Origin of the sequence: Serratia sp. SCBI (assembly GCF_000747565.1) — a bacterium.
GTDB classification, from domain to species: domain Bacteria; phylum Pseudomonadota; class Gammaproteobacteria; order Enterobacterales; family Enterobacteriaceae; genus Serratia; species Serratia ureilytica.
Window position 1 is genome coordinate 2,041,216 of record NZ_CP003424.1, and the last position, 19,741, is coordinate 2,060,956.

Annotated in this window: 18 protein-coding genes; 10 read left to right on the forward strand and 8 right to left on the reverse strand. The window is 61.1% G+C overall.

What is annotated here, in order from left to right; translation table 11 throughout:
• The first annotated feature begins 43 nt into the window (after positions 1–43).
• The 3 genes from SERRSCBI_RS09545 to kdsA are packed head-to-tail and all read left to right on the forward strand — an operon-like array spanning position 44 to position 2,161.
• Positions 44–442 (forward strand): SirB2 family protein, encoded by a 399-nt coding sequence (locus tag SERRSCBI_RS09545; RefSeq protein ID WP_033642758.1) that lies wholly within the window; start codon positions 44–46, stop codon positions 440–442.
• Complete coding sequence (sirB1, locus tag SERRSCBI_RS09550; RefSeq protein WP_033642759.1) at positions 439–1,248, forward strand: invasion regulator SirB1; 810 nt, start codon at positions 439–441, stop codon at positions 1,246–1,248. The genes SERRSCBI_RS09545 and sirB1 overlap by 4 nt, the downstream gene beginning before the upstream one ends.
• 58 nt (positions 1,249–1,306) lie before the next feature.
• Positions 1,307–2,161, forward strand: a complete 855-nt coding sequence (gene kdsA, locus SERRSCBI_RS09555) for a 3-deoxy-8-phosphooctulonate synthase (RefSeq protein WP_004941087.1) — start codon at positions 1,307–1,309, stop codon at positions 2,159–2,161.
• Positions 2,162–2,207: 46 nt separating this feature from the next.
• On the opposite strand, the gene dauA is transcribed toward kdsA, so the two are convergent.
• Both dauA and SERRSCBI_RS09565 read right to left on the reverse strand, forming a co-directional pair.
• Positions 2,208–3,896 (reverse strand): C4-dicarboxylic acid transporter DauA, encoded by a 1,689-nt coding sequence (gene dauA, locus SERRSCBI_RS09560; protein ID WP_042784260.1) that lies wholly within the window; start codon positions 3,894–3,896, stop codon positions 2,208–2,210.
• A 232-nt stretch (positions 3,897–4,128) separates the two neighbouring features.
• Positions 4,129–4,614, reverse strand: a complete 486-nt coding sequence (locus SERRSCBI_RS09565; RefSeq protein ID WP_042784262.1) for a heme-degrading domain-containing protein — start codon at positions 4,612–4,614, stop codon at positions 4,129–4,131.
• A 200-nt stretch (positions 4,615–4,814) separates the two neighbouring features.
• Between SERRSCBI_RS09565 and SERRSCBI_RS09570 the strand changes: the two genes are divergently transcribed.
• Positions 4,815–5,915: a GGDEF domain-containing protein gene (locus tag SERRSCBI_RS09570; protein ID WP_042784263.1), complete on the forward strand. Its 1,101-nt coding sequence runs from the start codon at positions 4,815–4,817 to the stop codon at positions 5,913–5,915.
• Positions 5,916–5,947: 32 nt separating this feature from the next.
• Here the strand turns inward: SERRSCBI_RS09570 and mfd are convergent, their stop codons facing one another.
• Both mfd and SERRSCBI_RS09580 read right to left on the reverse strand, forming a co-directional pair.
• The gene (mfd, locus tag SERRSCBI_RS09575) at positions 5,948–9,421 is read right to left on the reverse strand and encodes a transcription-repair coupling factor (protein ID WP_042784264.1); all 3,474 of its coding nucleotides are present in this window, start codon (positions 9,419–9,421) and stop codon (positions 5,948–5,950) included.
• Positions 9,422–9,613: 192 nt separating this feature from the next.
• A complete protein-coding gene (locus SERRSCBI_RS09580) occupies positions 9,614–10,219 on the reverse strand; it encodes a serine O-acetyltransferase (protein WP_025302502.1) in 606 nt (201 codons plus the stop codon).
• 136 nt (positions 10,220–10,355) lie between these two features.
• Here SERRSCBI_RS09580 and SERRSCBI_RS24700 point away from each other — a divergent pair, with 136 nt between their 5' ends.
• The 6 genes from SERRSCBI_RS24700 (at position 10,356) to cobB (ending at position 15,686) form a co-directional block, all read left to right on the forward strand.
• On the forward strand, positions 10,356–10,553 hold the full coding sequence (locus SERRSCBI_RS24700) for a hypothetical protein (protein ID WP_156965094.1): 198 nt from the start codon (positions 10,356–10,358) through the stop codon (positions 10,551–10,553).
• 87 nt (positions 10,554–10,640) lie between these two features.
• Complete coding sequence (gene lolC / locus SERRSCBI_RS09585; protein WP_042784265.1) at positions 10,641–11,843, forward strand: lipoprotein-releasing ABC transporter permease subunit LolC; 1,203 nt, start codon at positions 10,641–10,643, stop codon at positions 11,841–11,843.
• The gene (gene lolD, locus SERRSCBI_RS09590; protein WP_042784266.1) at positions 11,836–12,540 is read left to right on the forward strand and encodes a lipoprotein-releasing ABC transporter ATP-binding protein LolD; all 705 of its coding nucleotides are present in this window, start codon (positions 11,836–11,838) and stop codon (positions 12,538–12,540) included. The genes lolC and lolD overlap by 8 nt, the downstream gene beginning before the upstream one ends.
• Positions 12,540–13,787 carry a lipoprotein-releasing ABC transporter permease subunit LolE gene (lolE, locus tag SERRSCBI_RS09595; protein ID WP_004941124.1) on the forward strand — a complete coding sequence of 416 codons (1,248 nt, stop codon included), beginning with the start codon at positions 12,540–12,542 and terminating at the stop codon, positions 13,785–13,787. The genes lolD and lolE overlap by 1 nt, the downstream gene beginning before the upstream one ends.
• A gap of 53 nt (positions 13,788–13,840) precedes the next feature.
• The gene (nagK, locus tag SERRSCBI_RS09600) at positions 13,841–14,758 is read left to right on the forward strand and encodes an N-acetylglucosamine kinase (protein WP_042784267.1); all 918 of its coding nucleotides are present in this window, start codon (positions 13,841–13,843) and stop codon (positions 14,756–14,758) included.
• A gap of 91 nt (positions 14,759–14,849) precedes the next feature.
• Positions 14,850–15,686, forward strand: a complete 837-nt coding sequence (cobB, locus tag SERRSCBI_RS09605) for a Sir2 family NAD+-dependent deacetylase (RefSeq protein ID WP_042784268.1) — start codon at positions 14,850–14,852, stop codon at positions 15,684–15,686.
• Positions 15,687–15,731: 45 nt separating this feature from the next.
• Here cobB and potD read toward each other — a convergent pair whose 3' ends face one another.
• The 4 genes from potD to potA form a co-directional block, all read right to left on the reverse strand.
• Positions 15,732–16,775 (reverse strand): spermidine/putrescine ABC transporter substrate-binding protein PotD, encoded by a 1,044-nt coding sequence (gene potD, locus SERRSCBI_RS09610; RefSeq protein WP_033642768.1) that lies wholly within the window; start codon positions 16,773–16,775, stop codon positions 15,732–15,734.
• A gap of 225 nt (positions 16,776–17,000) precedes the next feature.
• Positions 17,001–17,783, reverse strand: coding sequence for a spermidine/putrescine ABC transporter permease PotC (gene potC, locus SERRSCBI_RS09615; RefSeq protein ID WP_033642769.1), 783 nt, complete (start codon positions 17,781–17,783; stop codon positions 17,001–17,003).
• Positions 17,780–18,640, reverse strand: a complete 861-nt coding sequence (gene potB / locus SERRSCBI_RS09620; RefSeq protein WP_033642771.1) for a spermidine/putrescine ABC transporter permease PotB — start codon at positions 18,638–18,640, stop codon at positions 17,780–17,782. Before potB ends, potC begins: the two co-directional genes overlap by 4 nt.
• Positions 18,624–19,739: a spermidine/putrescine ABC transporter ATP-binding protein PotA gene (gene potA, locus SERRSCBI_RS09625; RefSeq protein WP_042784270.1), complete on the reverse strand. Its 1,116-nt coding sequence runs from the start codon at positions 19,737–19,739 to the stop codon at positions 18,624–18,626. Before potA ends, potB begins: the two co-directional genes overlap by 17 nt.
• Positions 19,740–19,741 lie beyond the last annotated feature (2 nt).

The following is a 19,741-nucleotide window of genomic DNA, read 5'->3' on the forward strand; positions in this document are numbered from 1 at the left end:
CGCCCCTCATAATAACGACGTCCGGGCCATCTAAGGGAGCATCATGACTGCATACACCGCGTTGAAACATTTCCATTTGCTGACGGTCGCCATCAGTATTACCTTGTTTGTGCTGCGTTTTTACTGGCAGTGGCGCCGCTCGCCGATCGTGGGGCGCCGCTGGGTCAAGATAGCGCCGCACCTGAACGATACGCTGCTGTTCGTCAGCGGCATCGCGCTGGTGGTGACGTTCGGGTTTTATCCGCTGCTGGGTATGGACTCATGGCTGACCGAGAAGCTGTTTGGCGTTATTATCTATATCCTGCTTGGCTACGTCGCATTGGGCAAGAAGACCAAAAGTCAGCGGCTGCGAACCGTGGCGTTCGTGCTGGCGTTGGGCTGTCTGTATCTGATAATTAAACTTGCCACGACGAAAATACCGTTTCTGATGGGATACCTATGAGTAGCATTGCTGATTTTGAATTTAACACCTCGCCGCTGAGCGAAGGGGTGATCCTGGTGTCGCAGTCGGTAAGGCGTGATTTCCCTGCCGCCGACGTGGAGCGCAAGCTGCAACAGCTGGTGGACGAAGCGCGCGCGGCGGTGCCGGCCGACATCACACAGGAGCAGCAACTGGATGCGCTCATCGAACTGTTCTACAAAACCTGGGGATTCGGCGGCGCCAGCGGCGTCTATCGCCTGTCGGACGCCATCTGGCTGGATAAGGTGCTGGAGGGGCGGCAGGGCACGCCGGTTTCGCTCGGCACCATCTTCCTGCATATCGCCAACGCGCTGGATTTGCCGCTGCTGCCGGTGATTTTCCCCACTCAGCTGATCCTGCGCGCCGATTGGCTGGATGAAGAGCTGTGGCTGATCAACCCGCTGAACGGCGAAACCCTGAGCGAACACCAGCTGGAAGTGTGGATCAAGGGCAACCTGGGACTGGGCGCCGAGCTGGAAGACGACGATCTCGACGAATCCGAGAACATCATGGTGGTGCGCAAGATGCTGGATACGCTGAAGGCCGCCCTGATGGAAGAAAAGCAGTTGGAAATGGCGCTGCGCACCAGCGAAACGGTGCTGTGCTTCGATCCGGAAGATCCGTACGAGATCCGCGATCGCGGGCTGATTTACGCCCAGCTGGAGTGCAACCATATCGCGATTTCCGATCTCAACTATTTTGTCGAGCAGTGTCCTGAAGACCCGGTCAGCGAAGTGATCAAAGTGCAGATCCATTCGATTGAGCCGAAACAGGTGACGCTGCATTAATTCAATGACTCCGTGCAGTTTGCAAGGCGACGGTTACAACCTTAACAAAGGCGAAAGCATGAAACAGAAAGTGGTTAGCATTGGCGACATCGACGTAGCAAACGACCTGCCGTTTGTGCTGTTTGGCGGTATGAACGTGCTGGAATCGCGCGATCTGGCGATGAGCATCTGCGAGCACTACGTCACCGTGACGCAAAAACTGGGCATTCCTTACGTTTTCAAAGCCTCTTTCGACAAAGCCAACCGTTCTTCCATCCACTCGTACCGCGGTCCGGGCCTGGAAGAAGGGATGAAGATCTTCGAAGAGCTGAAGAAAACCTTCGGCGTGAAAATCATCACCGACGTTCACGAAGCGGCGCAGGCGCAGCCGGTTTCCGAAGTGGTTGACGTGATCCAACTGCCGGCCTTCCTGGCGCGTCAGACCGATCTGGTGGAAGCGATGGCGAAAACCGGCGCGGTAATCAACGTCAAGAAGCCACAGTTCGTCAGCCCGGGACAGATGGGCAACATCGTCGACAAATTCAAAGAAGGCGGCAACGACCAGGTGATCCTGTGCGATCGCGGCAGCAACTTTGGTTATGACAACCTGGTGGTCGACATGCTGGGCATCAACGTGATGAAGAACGTGACCGGCGGCCATCCGGTAATCTTCGACGTGACCCACGCGCTGCAGACCCGCGATCCGTTCGGCGCCGCGTCCGGCGGCCGTCGCGCTCAGGTGGCCGAGCTGGCGCGCGCCGGCATGGCGGTTGGCCTGGCAGGGCTGTTCCTCGAAGCGCACCCGGATCCGAACAACGCCAAGTGCGACGGCCCGTCCGCGCTGCCGCTGGACAAGCTGGAGCCGTTCCTGGCGCAGATGAAAGCCATCGACGACCTGGTGAAGAGCTTCCCGGAGCTGGATACCAGCAACTAAGCGCTCATCGCCAAAAAAAAGCCCGACGAGTCGGGCTTTTTTACGTTTAGGCGCCGGTGTCCGCCAGCGCTTCCGGCAGCGTCGGGTAGAACTGCAGCCGGCCCTCGATCGGCTGCACCCGCGCGCGCGCCAGGGTTTTCAGCGGCTGGAACGGCACGTCGGTGATCACCAGCTTTTTATCCGCCGGCAGCACGTCGATAAAGCGACGCAGGGCGCTCAGGCCGCCGGCGTCGAGCACCGGCACCGCATCCCATTGCAGCACGATCGTCCGATAGCCCTCGCTGCGCGCCAACAGTTCGGTAAAGATGCGCTCGGCGGCTGCGAAGAACAGCGGGCCGTTCACTCGCAGCACCAGGCGGCCATCGTCGGCGCTCAGTTCGCTCAGCCGCGTCATGCGGGCGATACGGCGCATAAACAGCAGCGACGCCAGCACGATGCCCACGGTAATGGCGATCACCATGTCGAACAGCACCGTCAGCGACATGCACAGCAGCAGCACCAAAATATCGTCCTTCGGCGCCCGGCGCAGCAGGTAAACCACCTTGTGGGCCTCACTCATGTTCCAGGCGACCATCAACAGCAGCGCCGCCATCGCCGCCAGTGGCAGATAAGAGAGCCACGGCGCCAGGACCAGCAGTGCCAGCAGCACCAGCAGCGCGTGGATGATGGCGGATACCGGCGAGGTGGCGCCGGCGCGCACGTTGGCGGCCGAACGGGCAATCGCGGCGGTCGCGGTGATGCCGCCGAAGAACGGCGCGATGATGTTGCCCGCGCCCTGGCCGATCAGTTCGCTGTTCGAGTTATGCTTCTTGCCGGTCATGCCGTCGAGCACCACCGCGCACAGCAGCGATTCAATCGCCCCGAGCATCGCCATCGAAAACGCCGCCGGCAGCAGGGCGGAGACGGTTTGCCAACTGAGGCTGAACGGTTGCCCGCCGCCGCCCGGCAGATCCCAGGGCAGCAGCAGCTGCGGCAAGATAGGCGGGATGCCCTGGCCGCTGCTGCCGTCGGCCAGCAGGTAGCTGAAACGGGAGCCGATGGTCGCCACCGGGTGGTCAAACAGCGTCAGCAGCCCCATCAGCGCAGTGCCCGCCAGCAGCGCCGGCAGGTGGCCGGGCACGCGCAGGCCGAGTTTGGGCCAGAAGATCAGGAGCAAGAGCGTCACCGCGCCGATCAGGGTATCGCCGAGATCCAACGTCGGCAGCGCCTGCAGCAGGGCGTACAGCTTGCCGACGTAGTTTTCCGGCGTGTGCGCCAGCTGCAAACCGAAAAAGTCCTTAATCTGCATGGTGGCGATGGTGATGGCGATACCGGAGGTAAAACCGAGCGTCACCGGCAGCGGAATGTACTCGATCAGCCGGCCAAAGCGCGCCAGCCCCATCAGCAGCAGAAATACCCCGGAGATCAACGTGGCGACCAGCAGGCCGGCCAGGCCGAACTGCTGCGAGACCGGATAGAGGATCACCACGAAGGCGGCGGTGGGGCCGGAGACGCTGTAGCGCGAACCGCCGCTGACGGCGATGACGATGCCGGCGATGGCGGCGGTATACAGGCCATACTGCGGCGGCACGCCGCTGGCGATCGCCAGCGCCATCGCCAGCGGAATGGCGATAATGCCGACCGTCACCCCGGCGATGGCGTCTTTCAGCAACCGCGCCAGGCTATAAGGTTCCCGCCAGCAGGCGTCTATCAGCGCGCTGAAGGGGCGAATTTTGTTTATTTCATGGGTTTTCATCTACGGTGCGTACCAAATCTTCAAAAGTGAAAGGAATGGCGGGCCCGATGAGGTCCGTCTTGTCACGTGACAGATACCATACGCCTTTTGCTCAGCGGATTACCAGACCTGTATCAATTTGGCGCAGGAAATCAGAGAGTCGCCGTTTTATCCGGCGCTAAATGCCGCTGATGAGTAAGTCAGCCGCAGAATCTGCGGCTGAAAAGGAAGTGAACAATCAAGATTTTGACGGTTAACGCGGGGTGGGCAGGGATAAGCCGAGAAAATGGGCTAAAGTGCTCACCAGCAGCTGATGATCTTCTTTCTGCGGCGCGCCGGAAATGCTGATGCTGCCGACGCAGCCGAGGCCGGTCAGGGTGAGCGGGAAGGCGCCGCCGTGCACGGAATAGTCGCGTACGCTCAGCCCGTAACGCTCCTCCAGCGACGTTTGGCGCTGCTGCAGGCGCAGGCCGATAGCGTAAGAGCTTTTGTGAAAATGGTTCACCAGGTTGCGCTTGCGCCGCACCCAGTCGGCGATATCCGGCGTGGTGCCCGGCATGGCGTAATAAAACAGCGTTTGCCCGGCCAGCTGGATCTCGATGGCGATGCTCAGGCCGCGCCGCTCGGCGGCGGTTTTCAGCGCCGCACCCAGTTCCCAGGCGGTCGCGGCGTCAAAATGCGCAAACGCCAGCGTCGCTTCCTGTTCGCTGAGTGCGTGCAGTTCATCGTCGATATTCATGCGGTTCTCCCCAGATAACCCAAAGCACAGAGTAGCCTGAAGCGTTCGCCATGAGATAGACGGCTTAGCGATAAGATAGAACTGCTACTCTATTAATAGACCGTGTAAAATGGCCGCCGCCGAAGCGGAGACGACAGGGATGCGTTATTCAACGTCTGCATATTACCCCCTGGCGACACCGAGGAGCGCGCTGATTATTTATGACTTACATTGCGTCCATTTCTACCCTTTACAGCGACGCCTGCATCACTTACGCCACGCTGTCGATAAGCTATTTCCTGCTCAGCAAGAATGCCCCTTTTTCTTATCAATCCGCACGGTGGAAGCGCGTCGTCTTCGGCCTGCTGGCCGGCGTGGCGGTGCTGTACTTAAGCCAGGACCGCCTGGAGCTGACCGATAAGGTTCACTACAGCTTTGCGATGATCCCGATGATTTTGGTGACGTTCTTCGGCGGCGGCGTCAGCGGGCTGGTAAGCTTTCTGTTCGCTATGGCACTGACCGGCGGCTTCACTGTCGATAACCTGTTCATCGCCTCGATTGTCGCGCCGCTGCTGCTGTCGCGGGTGTGGCTGAAGAAATCCCATCGGGTGTTTTACCTGACGATCGGCGTCATCGCGCTGTATCGCATCGTTGTGGTGTGGCTGTTGGTGGACCTGAGCGGGCTGTGGCCGGATGTGTTGCTGTACCAGGCGGCTTCGGCGCTCTGTCTGGCGATTTGCTATCATGCGCTGAATTTCAAAGAGCGCCACATCTACGCCTATTTCGCGATGCGCGCGCGCGCCACGACCGACAGCGTGACCCACATCAACAACCGCGCCAGCGTCGATTATCACCTGATGCTGCAGCGCGCCGAACGTCGCCCGTGCGGGCTGATGATCCTCGATTTGGATAACTTCAAAAACATCAACGACACTTACGGTCACCCGGCCGGTGACGTGCTGCTGGCGAGCGTGGGGCGGCTGTTGCAAAACAGCGTGCGCAATGAGGACTTCGTCGGGCGCTACGGCGGCGAGGAGTTTATGGTGATCACCGCCAGCTACGATCCGCAGGTGATCGGCGGGGTGGCTGAGCGCATTCGCAGCGCGGTGGAAAGCTCGACGTTCTTGCTGAATGCGCACGACGAAGCGCACATCACAATGTCCATCGGCGTGTCGCTGTATCTGCCTGGCATGATGCTGGACAAGGCGATCGCCATGACCGACGAGGCCTTGTATGAGGCGAAGCGCAGCGGCAAAAACCGGGTGGTGACCAGCCGCGTGATGCAGCTGGCGCCGTTGGGCGCCGGATTCCCGCGCGAGTAAGCCGCCCCCGCCGCCACGGCGGGGGCGTTGGCTCAGGCCGCCAGCGTGTGTTCGCGGAACGCGTTCAGCAGCTCTTCGGTGAACGTCAGGCGTTTCTGGCGATCGGCCAGATCGAGCGTGAACTTCAGCTTGCTCGGGCCATCCAGGCGGTAAACCTGCGGATTGCCCTGCAACAGGCCGATCAGATAACCCGGGTCGACGCGGTTATTGTCGCCGAACTCGATAAAGCCGCCGCGCTCGTTGCTCTCGATGCGTTTGATCCCCAGCTTCTGCGCATGCAGCCGCAGCGCTGCGCACTGCAACAGGTTACGCGCCGCGTCCGGCAGTTGACCGAAGCGGTCGATCAGCTCGACCTTCAGCTCATCCAACTCACCGTCGTTCTTCGCGCTGGCGATGCGCTTATACAGCGACAGGCGGGTATTGACGTCGGGAATGAAATCTTCCGGCAGCAGCGCCGGCATGCGCAGCTCCACCTCGGTCTGGCTGTTGGTGAGATCTTCCAGCGACGGTTCGCGGCCGTTTTTCAACGCGTCGACGGCGCTTTCCAGCAGCTCCATGTAGAGCGAGAAGCCGACGGTGGTCATCTGGCCGCTCTGGTCTTCGCCCAGCAGCTCACCGGCGCCGCGGATCTCCAGATCGTGGGTCGCCAGCGCAAAACCGGCGCCGAGGTCTTCCAGCGAGGCGATGGCCTCGAGCCGTTTATGGGCGTCGGTGCCCATGGCTTTCGGGTTTGGCGTCAGCAGATAGGCGTAAGCCTGGTGGTGCGAACGCCCGACGCGGCCGCGCAATTGATGCAGCTGCGCCAGGCCGAAGCGATCGGCCCGCTCGATGATGATGGTGTTGGCGCTGGGAATATCGATGCCGGTTTCAATGATGGTGGTGCACACCAGCACGTTGAAGCGCTGGTGGTGGAAATCGTTCATCACCCGCTCCAGATCGCGTTCACGCATCTGGCCGTGGCCGATGGCGATGCGCGCTTCCGGCACCAGCTCAGCCAGGCGCTGCGCCGCTTTCTCGATGTTTTCCACGTCGTTGTAGAGGTAGTAAACCTGGCCGCCACGCAGCACTTCGCGCAGGATCGCCTCGCGCACCACCAGGCTGTCATATTCGCGCACGAAGGTCTTCACCGCCAGGCGTCGCGCTGGTGGGGTGGCAATGATCGACAGATCGCGCATGCCGCTCATCGCCATGTTCAACGTCCGCGGGATCGGCGTGGCGGTCAGCGTCAGGATATCGACATCGGCGCGCATCGCCTTGATGCGCTCCTTGTGGCGCACGCCAAAGCGGTGCTCTTCATCGACGATCAGCAGCCCCAAATCCTTCCAGCGCAGATCGCTCTGCAGCAGTTTGTGGGTGCCGATGATGATGTCCACTTTGCCTTCGGCCGCGTCGTCCAGCACCTGTTGCTGCTCTTTGGCGCTGCGGAAGCGCGACATCATCTCGATGCGGATCGGCCAGGTGGCGAAGCGATCGCGGAAGTTGTCGAAGTGCTGCTGCGCCAGCAGCGTCGTCGGCACCAGCACCGCCACCTGCTTGCCGTTTTCCACCGCCAGGAAGGCGGCGCGCATCGCCACTTCGGTTTTGCCGAAGCCGACGTCGCCGCACACCAGGCGGTCCATCGCCAGCGGCTGGCACATGTCGCTCAGCACCGCGTTGATCGCCTGTTCCTGATCCGGCGTGGTTTCGAACGGGAAGCTCTGGCAGAACAGCTGGTACTGCTCGCGGTTGTGTTTGAAGGCGAAACCGGCCTTGGCGGCGCGCTGGGCGTAAATATCCAGCAGCTCGGCCGCCACGTCGCGCACCCGCTCGGCGGCTTTCTGCCGCGCGCGCGTCCAGGCGTCGCCGCCCAGTTTGTGCAGCGGGGCGTTTTCGTCCGCGCCGCCGGCGTAGCGGCTGATCAGATGCAGCGATGACACCGGCACGTACAGTTTGTCCTCACCGGCATAAGACAGGATCAGGTACTCGGCCTTGATGCCGCCGGCCTCCAGCGTGGTCAGGCCGACGTAGCGGCCAACGCCGTGCTCCAGGTGCACCACCGGCTGGCCGGGATGCAGCTCCGCCAGGTTGCGGATCAGGGTATCGGTGTTGATGGTGCGCCGGTTGTCCTGCCGGCGACGGCTGACGCGCTCGCCGAGCAGATCGCTTTCGCAGATCAGCGCCCGCCGGCGCAGGCCGTCGAGGAAGCCGTGTTCGGCGGCGCCGACCATCATGTAACGGCCCGCGGTTTCCGCCTGATCGAGTCGTTGGATCAAGGCAGGCGCCAGCTTGATGCGGCCGAGCAGATCCTGCAGCGTTTCACGCCGCCCCTCGCTCTCGACGGAGAAGATCACGCTGCCGTCAAAACTTTCAATAAAGCGGCGCAGATTATCCAGCGGGGATTTATGCTGCGCCTGCACCGCCAGATCGGGCAGGGCATGGTAATCCAGATTGGTATTGCCCGCTTTGGCCGGCAGCTCATCGGTTTTCAGCGCGATGCGCGGCCAGGCTTTCAGCTCGCCGAACAGCGCATCAACGCGCAGCCACAGCGTATCCGGCGCCAGCAGCGGGCGCATCGGATCGACGCGGCGGCTTTCGAAACGCTGGTTGACGTCCTGCCAGAAGCGCTCGGCGGCGCTCTCCAGATCGCCGGTGTTGACGATCAGCGTATTGGCCGGCAGGTAGCTGAACAGCGACGGCAGCGGCTGGCTGAAGAACAGCGGCTGCCAGTATTCGATGCCGGCGGGCCAGGCGCTTTTGCTGACCTGCTGATAGATGTGCTCGGCGTCGCGACGCACCTCAAACTGCTCGCGCCACTGGCTGCGGAACAGCTCGATGGCGTTTTTGTCGGTAGGGAACTCGTGGGCCGGCAACAGATTGATGGCCTCGACTTCGCTCAGCGTGCGCTGGGTGTCGACGTCGAAGATGCGCAGGCTGTCTATCTCGTCATCGAAGAAGTCGATGCGGTAAGGCTCATCGCTGCCCATTGGATACAGGTCGAGCAGCGCGCCGCGGGTGGCGAATTCGCCGTGCTCCATTACCTGATCGACGCTGCGGTAGCCGGCTTGTTCCAGCTGCGCGCGCAGTTTGTCGCGCGACAGGCGCTGGCCTTTTTTCATCACCAGCGCATGGCCGTGCAGGAATTCGTGCGGGCAGACGCGTTGCATCAGGGTATTGACCGGCAGAATGATCACGCCGCGCGCCATGGTCGGCAGGTGATACAGGCTCGACAAACGGTCGGAGATGATTTCCTGGTGCGGCGAGAAGCTGTCGTACGGCAGGGTTTCCCAGTCGGACAGGGTGGTCACCATCTGATCGGTGAACTGTTGGATCTCGTCGCGCAGCCGCAGGGCGTTTTGCATGTCCGGCGCGATCAGCATCACCGGGCCAGGGTGACGTTCGACGATCTCGGCGCACTCCACGGCGCAGGCCGCGCCGGTCAGTTGCCCCAGCTGGCGCAGATCGCCCGCGCGATCGGGCAGAGAATAACGGGGGGATGAGGAACGGTTACGGCTATCGGAAGTGCTCATTCAGGTATCTTTAATCAATGTGTTGGATGGCGTCCCGGCACGGATAACCCAGCGCCTTTATGCTGTTTATAGTAGCCCAGCGGCCGGCAAACTGACACCGATAAAAGTGCCCTGTCTCGCAAGTTATTGGGTTGGCATTGCATGCAAGCGCGACGCCAAACAGGCGTCGCGAGGGGCGGAAACAGCGCAAGATTAGCGCTTCTGATATTCGTCAAACGACAGGTAATCCGTATTCAGGACAATCGACGCTTTGCGCGAAATGATTTTAGCCGGTATGCCTGCCACGATGCAGTTGGGCTCGATATCGCTGGTGACTACGGAGTTGGCGCCAATCGTCACATTGTCACCGATGGTGACCGGGCCAACGATTTTTGCTCCGGCGGCAATGGTGACGTTATCGCCGATAGTGGCGACGTCGTCCCGGCTTTTGAAGAGGTTGTTGCCGATGGTCACCCCTTGCAGGATGGTACAATTTTTACCAATTTTGACGTTGGGATGGATGACGATGCCACCGAAATGCGGGATAACCAGACCTTCACCGATGCTGGCCTGATGGGGAATTTCGATGCCATATTTTATTTGCAGGCGCTTCAGATTCTTTACCAGCAGGCGGAAGCAAATTCTCTCAACGATATTGCGTTTCCTGGAATGAAAATCACTGTGCAGCCTCAGCGTGAAAATATAGTTAAAGCCGATGTAGTTCTGTTGGAAAAGGGACTTGATTAGTCTTGCGACGCCGGACTTTCTGCTGGCGCGAAAGAAGTCGGCATAAATTTTATATTTTGTTTCCGTTCTCATTGATTGCCCTTGGGTTTAACCGATAACTATCATCAACTTCGTCAATGTTGGCAGATAGTAACATAGGCCGAAATCGCTGGCGATCCTGTGCGGGAGTCCCAGACTGAAACCCGTCGGATAACGGCATGTGCCAATAATGATGGAAAACGAGGGCGCGGCGGGTGCCCTGCGAGCGACAGGGGCAAATACGATTTCGCAGGCGACACTGTCATTTTCAGAAGAAACTGAGGCGGACCGGCAAAAACATTTTCGGCGACTCACCAAAACAGTCAAGGGTAAACAAGGGGTTATCCGCGATGGAAATGCCACATGCACATCGATGCAAGAATCGTAAAAATCTTTATTTTTCATTTAATTGTTTTCACGGCGACGATATAATCCGTGATCACTTTGCTTAAGCCACGGCTATCAAACGGATTTCATGTATCAACCTGTCGCGTTATTCATTGGCCTGCGCTACATGCGCGGGCGAGCCTCAGACCGCTTCGGGCGGTTTGTTTCTTGGCTTTCCACCATCGGCATTACGCTGGGGGTGATGGCGTTGGTCACCGTGCTGTCGGTGATGAACGGTTTCGAAAAGGATCTGGAGAACAACATTCTCGGCCTGATGCCGCAGGCGTTGGTCACCAGTCCGCAAGGATCGGTCAACCCGCAGCAGCTGCCGGCCTCCGAGGTGCAGAAGCTGCAGGGCGTCACGCGCGTTGCGCCGCTGACCACCGGTGACGTGGTGCTGCAAAGCGCTCGCAGCGTGGCGGTCGGCGTGATGCTCGGCGTGAATCCCGACGAGGCCGACCCGCTGACCCCGTATCTGGTCAACGTCAAGCAGCAACAGCTGCAGCCGGGCCAATACAACATCATCATCGGCGAACAGCTGGCGGGGCAACTTGGCGTCAAGCGCGGCGATTCGCTGCGCGTGATGGTGCCGAGCGCCAGCCAGTTCACGCCGATGGGCCGCATTCCCAGCCAGCGTTTGTTCACCCTCATCGGCACCTTCCACGCCAACAGCGAGGTGGACGGCTATCAGCTGTTGGTCAACCAACAGGATGCTTCGCGCCTGATGCGCTACCCGGCCGGCAACATCACCGGCTGGCGTCTGTTCCTGCAACAGCCGCTGACGGTCGATACCCTCAGCCAGCAGGCGCTGCCGGCGGGCACCGTCTGGAAAGACTGGCGCGATCGCAAGGGCGAGTTGTTCCAGGCGGTACGCATGGAGAAGAACATGATGGGGCTGTTGCTCAGCCTGATCGTGGCGGTGGCGGCGTTTAACATCATTACCTCACTCGGCCTGCTGGTGATGGAGAAGCAGGGCGAGGTCGCCATTCTGCAGACTCAAGGGCTGACTCGCCGCCAGATCATGTCGGTATTTATGGTGCAGGGCGCCAGCGCCGGCATCATCGGTTCGCTGCTCGGCACGCTGCTCGGCGTGCTGCTGGCCACCAACCTGAACAACCTGATGCCGATCCTCGGCGCATTGATCGACGGCGCTTCGCTGCCGGTGGCGGTCGATCCGCTGCAGGTGACGATCATCGCCGTGGTGGCGATGACGGTTTCCCTGTTGTCCACGCTCTATCCTTCATGGCGCGCTGCCGCCGTACAACCCGCTGAGGCTTTACGTTATGAGTAACCATCTTTTGCTGCAGTGTGACAACCTGTGCAAGACCTATCAGGAAGGCAACCTGCACACCGACGTGCTGCGCAACGTCAGCTTTGCCATGCAGCAGGGCGAGATGATGGCGATCGTCGGCAGCTCGGGTTCCGGCAAGAGCACCCTGTTGCACCTGCTGGGTGGGCTGGACTCGCCGACCTCCGGCGAAGTAATCTTCAAGGGCGAATCGCTGAACGCCATGTCTTCGGCGGCCAAGGCCGAGCTGCGCAACCGCCAGCTGGGCTTCATTTATCAGTTCCACCATCTGTTGCCGGACTTCACCGCGCTGGAAAACGCCGCCATGCCGCTCTTGATCGGCGGCGCCAAACCGGCGCAGGCGCAGGAGAAAGCGCGGGAAATGCTGGCGGCGGTAGGGCTGGAAAAGCGCAGCAAACACCGCCCGTCCGAGCTTTCCGGCGGCGAGCGTCAGCGCGTGGCGATCGCGCGCGCGCTGGTCAATAACCCGGCGCTGGTGCTGGCGGACGAACCGACCGGCAACCTCGACAAGCGCACCGCGGACAGCATCTTCGATCTGCTCGGCGAGCTGAACGTGCGTCAGGGCACCGCTTTCCTGGTGGTAACGCACGATCTGCAGCTGGCCAAGCGCCTGAGTCGCCAGCTGGAAATGGCCGACGGCCACCTGCAGGCGCAGCTGACCCTGATGGGGGCCAAGTAATGGCGGGAGCCTCACTGTCCTTCCTGACGGCCCTGCGTTTCAGCCGCGGCCGCAAACGCGGCGGCATGGTGTCGCTGATCTCGGTCATCTCCACCATTGGCATCGCGCTGGGGGTGGCGGTGCTGATCGTCGGTCTGAGCGCGATGAACGGCTTTGAGCGCGAGCTGAAGAACCGCATTCTGGCGGTGGTGCCGCACGGCGAGCTCGAGCCGGTCAATCAGCCGTTCAGCGGCTGGCCGTCGATTCTGCAGCGGGTGGAAAAGGTGCCGGGCATCTTGGCCGCCGCGCCGTACATCAACTTTACCGGCCTGATGGAAAACGGCGCGCAGCTGCGCGCGGTGGAAGTCAAAGGCGTGGATCCGCAGCAGGAGAGCCGACTGAGCGCGCTGCCGCAGTATGTGCAGGGCGACGCCTGGGCCAACTTCAAGCCCGGCGAGCAGCAGGTGATCCTCGGCAAGGGCGTGGCCGACGCGCTGGGCGTCAAGCAGGGCGCCTATGTCACGGTGATGATCCCCAACAGCGACCCTGAGATGAAGCTGCTGCAGCCGAAGCGTATTCGCCTGCACGTGACCGGCATTTTGCAGCTCAGCGGCCAGCTCGATCACAGCCTGGCGCTGGTGCCGCTGGCCGATGCGCAGCAGTATCTCGACATGGGTGACAGCGTCACGGGCATCGCTCTCAAGATGAACGACGTGTTCGCCGCCAACAAGCTGGTGCGCGACGCCGGCGAAGTGACCAACGCTTACATCTACATCAAGAGCTGGATCGGCAAGTACGGCTACATGTACCGCGACATCCAGATGATCCGCGCCATCATGTACCTGGCGATGGTGCTGGTGATCGGCGTGGCCTGCTTCAACATCGTCTCCACGCTGGTGATGGCGGTGAAAGACAAAAGCGCCGACATCGCGGTGCTGCGCACCCTGGGCGCCAAAGACGGCTTTATCCGCGCCATTTTCATCTGGTATGGGCTGCTGGCCGGGTTGCTGGGCAGCCTGAGCGGCGTGGTGATCGGGGTGATCGCCTCGCTGCAGCTGACCAACATCATCCGGGGCATCGAGAAATTGGTCGGTCACTCCTTCCTGTCGGGCGATATTTACTTCATCGACTTCCTGCCTTCCGAGCTGCACTGGCTGGACGTGCTGATCGTGCTGGCGACCGCTATCGTGCTGAGTCTGTTGGCCAGTTGGTATCCGGCGAGGCGCGCCAGCCGCATCGATCCGGCGCGGGTGCTGAGCGGACAATAAAACCCACGGGGAGGCAGCGATGCCGCCCCGTTTTTTTAGCCTGGGGATGGGTTATGTACTACGGTTTCGATATGGGCGGCACCAAGATTGAGTTGGGGGTGTTCGACGACAGCCTGCAGCGCATTTGGCAAAAGCGGGTGCCGACGCCGTGCGACGATTATCGGCAACTGCTGGCTACGCTGTGCGAGCTGACCCTCGAGGCGGATGCGTTTTGTGGCCTGCGCGGCAGCGTCGGCATCGGCATTCCGGGCCTGCCCAACGACGATGACGGCACGCTGTTTACCGCCAATGTGCCGGCGGCGATGGGGCGGCCGCTGCCGCGCGATCTGGCGGCGCTGATCGGGCGCGAGGTGCGGGTCGATAACGACGCCAACTGCTTTGCGCTGTCGGAGGCCTGGGACGACGAGTTCCGCCGCTACCCGACGGTGCTGGGCATCATCCTAGGCACCGGCGTAGGCGGCGGCCTGATCGTCGAGGGCAAGACGATGCCCGGGCGCAACTATATCGCCGGCGAGTTCGGCCATTTGCGCCTGCCGGTGGACGCGCTCGAGGTGCTGGGGCGTGATGTGCCTCGCGTCGCCTGCGGGTGCGGCCATCAGGGTTGCATTGAAAATTACATATCGGGCCGCGGTTTCGAATGGATGTACGCCCATTTTTATGGCCGGCGCTTGCCCGCCACCGAGATCATTGCGCATTATCAGGCGGGTGAGCCGCAGGCCGTGGCGCATGTCGATCGCTTTATGGACGTGCTGGCGATCTGCCTGGGTAACCTGCTGACGGTGCTGGATCCGCACCTGGTGGTGATCGGCGGCGGGCTGTCGAACTTCGACGCCATTTACCAGGCGTTGCCGCAGCGGCTGCCGGCGCACCTGCTGCGGGTGGCTCGGCTGCCGCGCATCGAGAAGGCGCGCTATGGCGACGCCGGCGGCGTGCGCGGCGCAGCGTTCCTCAATTTGGCTCGCCCAACGTAATGGGCGTTGCGGCCAGGCGTGAATGTATACAGCCAACAACGCCGCAACGTTCAGTAAGAAGGGTAAACAGGGAAAAGTAAGGAGAGAGTTAATGCACACTCGCCATCGGCTGTGTCAGTTTCGCAAGAGTAAGCATGTGCTGCATCAGCGCTTTCGTTCACGCATTTTTCACCGTGACACCATGGCGGCGGCCGAGCTGAAAAAGCCGTTTGTGGTGGTGTTGACCGGGGCCGGCATTTCGGCCGAGTCGGGCATTCGCACCTTCCGCGCCGCGGATGGGCTGTGGGAAGAGCACCGGGTGGAGGACGTCGCCACGCCGGAAGGTTTTCAGCGCGATCCGGCGCTGGTGCATGCGTTTTACAACGAACGCCGCCGCCAGCTGCAGACCGAGGACATTGCCCCGAACGCCGCGCACCGCGCGCTGGCGGATCTGGAAGAGTGGCTGGGGGACAACTTCCTGCTGGTCACGCAAAACATCGATAACCTGCATGAGCGCGCCGGCAGCAAGCGGGTGCTGCACATGCACGGCGAATTGCTGAAGGTGCGCTGCACCCAGTCGGGCCAGGTGTTCGAGTGGCCCGGCGATCTCAGCGTCGACGAGCGTTGCCACTGCTGCCAGTTCCCGGCGCCGCTGCGGCCGCACGTGGTGTGGTTCGGCGAGATGCCGCTGGGCATGGACGACATCTACCAGGCGCTGAGCAAAGCCGATTTCTTCGTCGCCATCGGCACCTCCGGCCACGTCTATCCGGCGGCCGGGTTCGTGCATGAGGCGCGGCTGGGCGGCGCCTACGCGATGGAGCTGAACCTGGAGCCGAGTCAGGTGGAAAGCCAGTTCGACGAGAAACACTACGGTCTGGCCAGCGAAGTGGTGCCGCGTTTTGTGCACAAATTCCTGGTGGGCAAGGTGGCGCGGGCCGATAAGCCCTAAAGACATCAGGGCGCAATGCGCGCCCTGATGGGATGGCGGGGCGCGTTAGCGCCCGGCTTTCAGCTTTTGGAAGTAGCTTTCGTACAGCGTGCTGGCGTCGCCGACGTCGTTTTGCCACTCGCCGTGCTCAATCACCGTCTTATCCGGGTAGAGAGACGGATCGTTGGCGATCTCCGGCGACAGCAGCTTCTTCGCCGCCAGGTTCGGCGTCGGGTAACCGATGGTTTCCGCCACCTGCACCGCGATTTCCGGCCGCAGCAGGAAGTCGATCAGCTTCAGCGCCCCCTCGACGTTGCGCGCGTTGGCCGGAATGGCCAGGCTGTCCATCCAGAAGATCCCGCCTTCCTTCGGCCAGACGATCTCCAGCGGCGTGCCGGCCTGGCGCGCCACGAAGGCCGAACCGTTCCACACCATGCCGACGTTGACTTCCCCTTCCATAAACGGGTTGCCCGGGTTGTCGGAGTTGAAGGCCAGCACGTTCGGCATCAATTTCTGTAGTTCGCGGTAGGCGGCTTCAATCTCTTTCGGATCGGTGGTGTTGCCCGAATAACCCAGCTTGAGCAGCGCCATCTGGAACACTTCACGCGCATCGTCGGTCAGCAGCAGGCGGCCTTTGTACTGCGGCTGCCACAGATCGGCCCAGGAGGTGACGGTGGACGGATCCTGCGCGTCGCTGTTAACGCCGATGGCGGTGGCGCCCCAGATGTAAGGGATGGAGTAGTCGTTGTTGGGATCGAACGGCTTGTTCAGCAGGGTAGGATCGAGATCCTTGAAGTGGCTGAGCTTGCTCTTGTCGATTTTTTGCAGCATGCCTTCCTTGCTCATCTTGGCGATGAAGTAAGTGGAAGGCACCACCAGATCGTACGCGCCGTCCTTGTAGGTCTTCAGCTTGGCGTACATGCTTTCGTTGGATTCATAGGTGGAATAAATCACCTTGATGCCGGTTTCTTTGGTGAACTGCTCCAGCAGACCCGGCGGGACGTATTCAGTCCAGTTATAGAAATACAGCGTTTTGCCGTCAGAGGCGTTTGCAGAGCAGAAACTCAGCGCCATCATCCCGGCTGCGAGCAGATGTGACCACTTTTTCATGCAGCGTATCCTTCAGCAGTAGTGAGCCGAACCCGTATGAGCCGCCGTTTTCGGCCGCGCCATACCCCAGAAAGGGCCATTATAGGGGCCGGGGCGGGGTGGGTAAAGGCGGTTATCCCAGCGGCAAATCAGCGGGTTAACCGAGTCAGGGCCATCACCAAAGGCCGCTTTCATATCATTGTGGTCAATGAAAGAGACGGGCGCCGCAGCGCCCGGCGGGAAGGATTACTCGGCCTTGGGCGAGCGATCGCGCATCACCCACTGGCTGGCGATCACCAGCGTCAGCGACAGCAGCAGCAAAATGGTGGCCAGCGCGTTAACCTCCGGCGAGACGCCGACTTTCACCATCGAATAGATCTTCAGCGGCAAAATCTCGTAGCTCGGCCCGGTGACGAAGGAGGAGACGACCACGTCGTCCATCGACAGGGTGAAGCTCAGCAGCCAACCGGCCGCCACCGCCGGCATCGCCAGCGGCAGAATGATTTTGCGCAGGATGGTGAACTCGCTTGCGCCGAGATCGCGCGCGGCTTCCAGCATCTTCACGTCGAAGCCTTTTAGGCGCGCGTAGACGGTCACGACCACGAACGGCAGGCAGAAGGTGATGTGCGAGAACAGCAGCGACCAGAAGCCGAGCGAAATGCCCAGCAACATGAACAGCACCAGCAGCGAGATGGCCATCACGATGTCCGGCGACATCATCACCACAAACAGCATGCCGCCGACGAACGGTTTGCCGCGGAAGCGGTAGCGGTACAGCGCCACCGCGGTCAGCGAGCCGATCAGCGTGGCGAAGGTGGCGGAGAGCACCGCCATGGTCAGCGAGTGGCCCGCCGCCTGCAACAGACTGTCGTTGTTGAGCAGCGTGCTGTACCACTTGGTGGTGAACCCTTGCCAGTTGATGCCAAAGCGCGAGGCATTGAAGGAGTTGACGATCAGGATGACGATCGGGATATACAGATAGGCGTATACCAGCGTCATAAAGCCGCCGCGCAGCAGACGTCCGATCATGCCAGATCCTCCTTCTTGTTCAGCAGGCGGGCGGCCCGGTAATAGACCAGCAGCAACAGCCCCATCACCAGCGTCAGGCAGATGCTGGTGGCCGCGCCGAACGGCCAGTCGCGGATATTGAGGAACTGGCTTTTAATCACGTTGCCGATCAGCAGGTTTTTGGCGCCGCCCATCAGATCGGCGACGAAGAACAGCCCCATCGCCGGCAGCACCACCAGCAGGCAGCCGGCGATAATGCCCGGCATGGTCAGCGGCACAATGATGCGGATAAAGGTTTGGAGCTTGCTGGCGCCGAGATCGCGCGCCGCCTCCAGGCAGGATTTATCGAGCTTTTCGATGCTGGAATAGAGCGGCATCACCATAAACGGCAGCAGGATATACACCAGGCCGAGGATCACCGCTTCCGAGGTGTACATGATGCGCAGCGGCTTGTCGATGACGCCGATCCACAGCAGCGCGTCGTTGAGGTAGCCGCGGGTGCTGAGAAACAACTTCAGGCCGTAGATGCGGATCAGCGAGTTGGTCCAGAAGGGCACGATCAGCAGAAACAGCAGCAGCGGCCGCACCTTCTGCGGCAAGCGCGCCAGAATAAAGGCGAACGGATAGCCGATCACCAGGCAGCACAGGGTGGCGATCAGCGCCATGTTCAGCGAGTGCAGCAGCACCTGGGCATACAGCGGATCGAACAAGCGCCGGTAGTTATCCAGCGTGAACACCATCTGTACCAGGTTGGCGTCATCACGGGTCAGGAAGCTGGCGCCGATGATCATCAGGTTCGGCATGAACACGAACAGCAACAGCCAGGCGACGACGCCGACGATCACCACATTCTGGAAGACTTTACGCGATTTCTTCATCGGCCAGCACCACCTCCCAGCTTTCGACCCAGGTCACCGCCATCTTCTGATTGAGCGAGTGATCGACGTCCGGATCGTCTTCGTTGAAGAACTCGCTGACCATCACCGTTTTGCCGTTCTCCAGCTCGACCACCGATTCCAGCGTCATGCCTTTGTAGTTGCGCTCACGCACGTAACCGATCAGCCCGTCGTGCTGCGCGCTGTCGTTCACTTCTTCCACCCGCAGATCCTCCGGGCGCAGCAGCACCTTCAGCTTTTGGCCCGGTTCTACCGGCAGATCGGCATAGATGTCGCACTCGCGGCCTTCCACGTTGGCGCGCACCCGCTGCGGATCGAGGCGTTGCAGGACCACCGCGTCGAAAATGTTGATCTCGCCGATGAAGCTGGCGACGAACAGGTTTTTCGGCTCTTCATAGATCTCACGCGGCGTGCCGTCTTGCTCGATGCGGCCTTCGCGCATCACCACGATGCGATCCGACATGGTCAACGCTTCTTCCTGATCGTGGGTGACGAACACGAAGGTGATGCCCAGCTTGCGCTGCAGCGCTTTCAGTTCGTTCTGCATCTGCTTGCGCAGCTTGTAGTCCAGCGCCGACAGCGATTCGTCCAGCAGCAGCACTTTCGGCTTGTTGACCACCGCGCGGGCGATGGCCACACGCTGCTGTTGGCCACCGGAGAGCTGGCCCGGCCGCCGCTTGGCGAAGGCATCCAGCTGCACCATGCGCAGCGCCTCTTCGACGCGCGGCGTCAGTTCGGCCGCCGGCACCTTTTGCATGCGCAGGCCGAAGGCGACGTTGTCGAACACCGACATGTGCGGAAACAGGGCATAGCTCTGAAACACGGTGTTGACGTGGCGATGCTCGGCCGCAATGGCGGTGATGTCCTGGCCGTCGAGCGCGATGCGGCCCCGATCGGCGTCTTCCAGACCGGCAATCAGACGCAGCACCGTGGTTTTGCCACAGCCGGAGGGGCCAAGAATGGTGAGGAATTCGCCGTGATTAATCGTCAGATCCAGATCGGCAATGATGGTTTTGCCATCGAACGCTTTGCTCAGGGCATGCAGTTCAACAAGGGCTGCTCGAGAGGATGTCTCAGTCATTT

Bases quoted from the DNA above. Each gene is read 5' to 3' on its own strand.
- SERRSCBI_RS09545 (WP_033642758.1), top strand. From the start codon at position 44: ATGACTGCATACACCGCGTTGAAACATTTCCATTTGCTGACGGTCGCC.
- sirB1 (WP_033642759.1), top strand. From the start codon at position 439: ATGAGTAGCATTGCTGATTTTGAATTTAACACCTCGCCGCTGAGCGAA.
- kdsA (WP_004941087.1), top strand. From the start codon at position 1,307: ATGAAACAGAAAGTGGTTAGCATTGGCGACATCGACGTAGCAAACGAC.
- dauA (WP_042784260.1), bottom strand. From the start codon at position 3,896: ATGAAAACCCATGAAATAAACAAAATTCGCCCCTTCAGCGCGCTGATA.
- SERRSCBI_RS09565 (WP_042784262.1), bottom strand. From the start codon at position 4,614: ATGAATATCGACGATGAACTGCACGCACTCAGCGAACAGGAAGCGACG.
- SERRSCBI_RS09570 (WP_042784263.1), top strand. From the start codon at position 4,815: ATGACTTACATTGCGTCCATTTCTACCCTTTACAGCGACGCCTGCATC.
- mfd (WP_042784264.1), bottom strand. From the start codon at position 9,421: ATGAGCACTTCCGATAGCCGTAACCGTTCCTCATCCCCCCGTTATTCT.
- SERRSCBI_RS09580 (WP_025302502.1), bottom strand. From the start codon at position 10,219: ATGAGAACGGAAACAAAATATAAAATTTATGCCGACTTCTTTCGCGCC.
- SERRSCBI_RS24700 (WP_156965094.1), top strand. From the start codon at position 10,356: ATGATGGAAAACGAGGGCGCGGCGGGTGCCCTGCGAGCGACAGGGGCA.
- lolC (WP_042784265.1), top strand. From the start codon at position 10,641: ATGTATCAACCTGTCGCGTTATTCATTGGCCTGCGCTACATGCGCGGG.
- lolD (WP_042784266.1), top strand. From the start codon at position 11,836: ATGAGTAACCATCTTTTGCTGCAGTGTGACAACCTGTGCAAGACCTAT.
- lolE (WP_004941124.1), top strand. From the start codon at position 12,540: ATGGCGGGAGCCTCACTGTCCTTCCTGACGGCCCTGCGTTTCAGCCGC.
- nagK (WP_042784267.1), top strand. From the start codon at position 13,841: ATGTACTACGGTTTCGATATGGGCGGCACCAAGATTGAGTTGGGGGTG.
- cobB (WP_042784268.1), top strand. From the start codon at position 14,850: ATGCACACTCGCCATCGGCTGTGTCAGTTTCGCAAGAGTAAGCATGTG.
- potD (WP_033642768.1), bottom strand. From the start codon at position 16,775: ATGAAAAAGTGGTCACATCTGCTCGCAGCCGGGATGATGGCGCTGAGT.
- potC (WP_033642769.1), bottom strand. From the start codon at position 17,783: ATGATCGGACGTCTGCTGCGCGGCGGCTTTATGACGCTGGTATACGCC.
- potB (WP_033642771.1), bottom strand. From the start codon at position 18,640: ATGAAGAAATCGCGTAAAGTCTTCCAGAATGTGGTGATCGTCGGCGTC.
- potA (WP_042784270.1), bottom strand. From the start codon at position 19,739: ATGACTGAGACATCCTCTCGAGCAGCCCTTGTTGAACTGCATGCCCTG.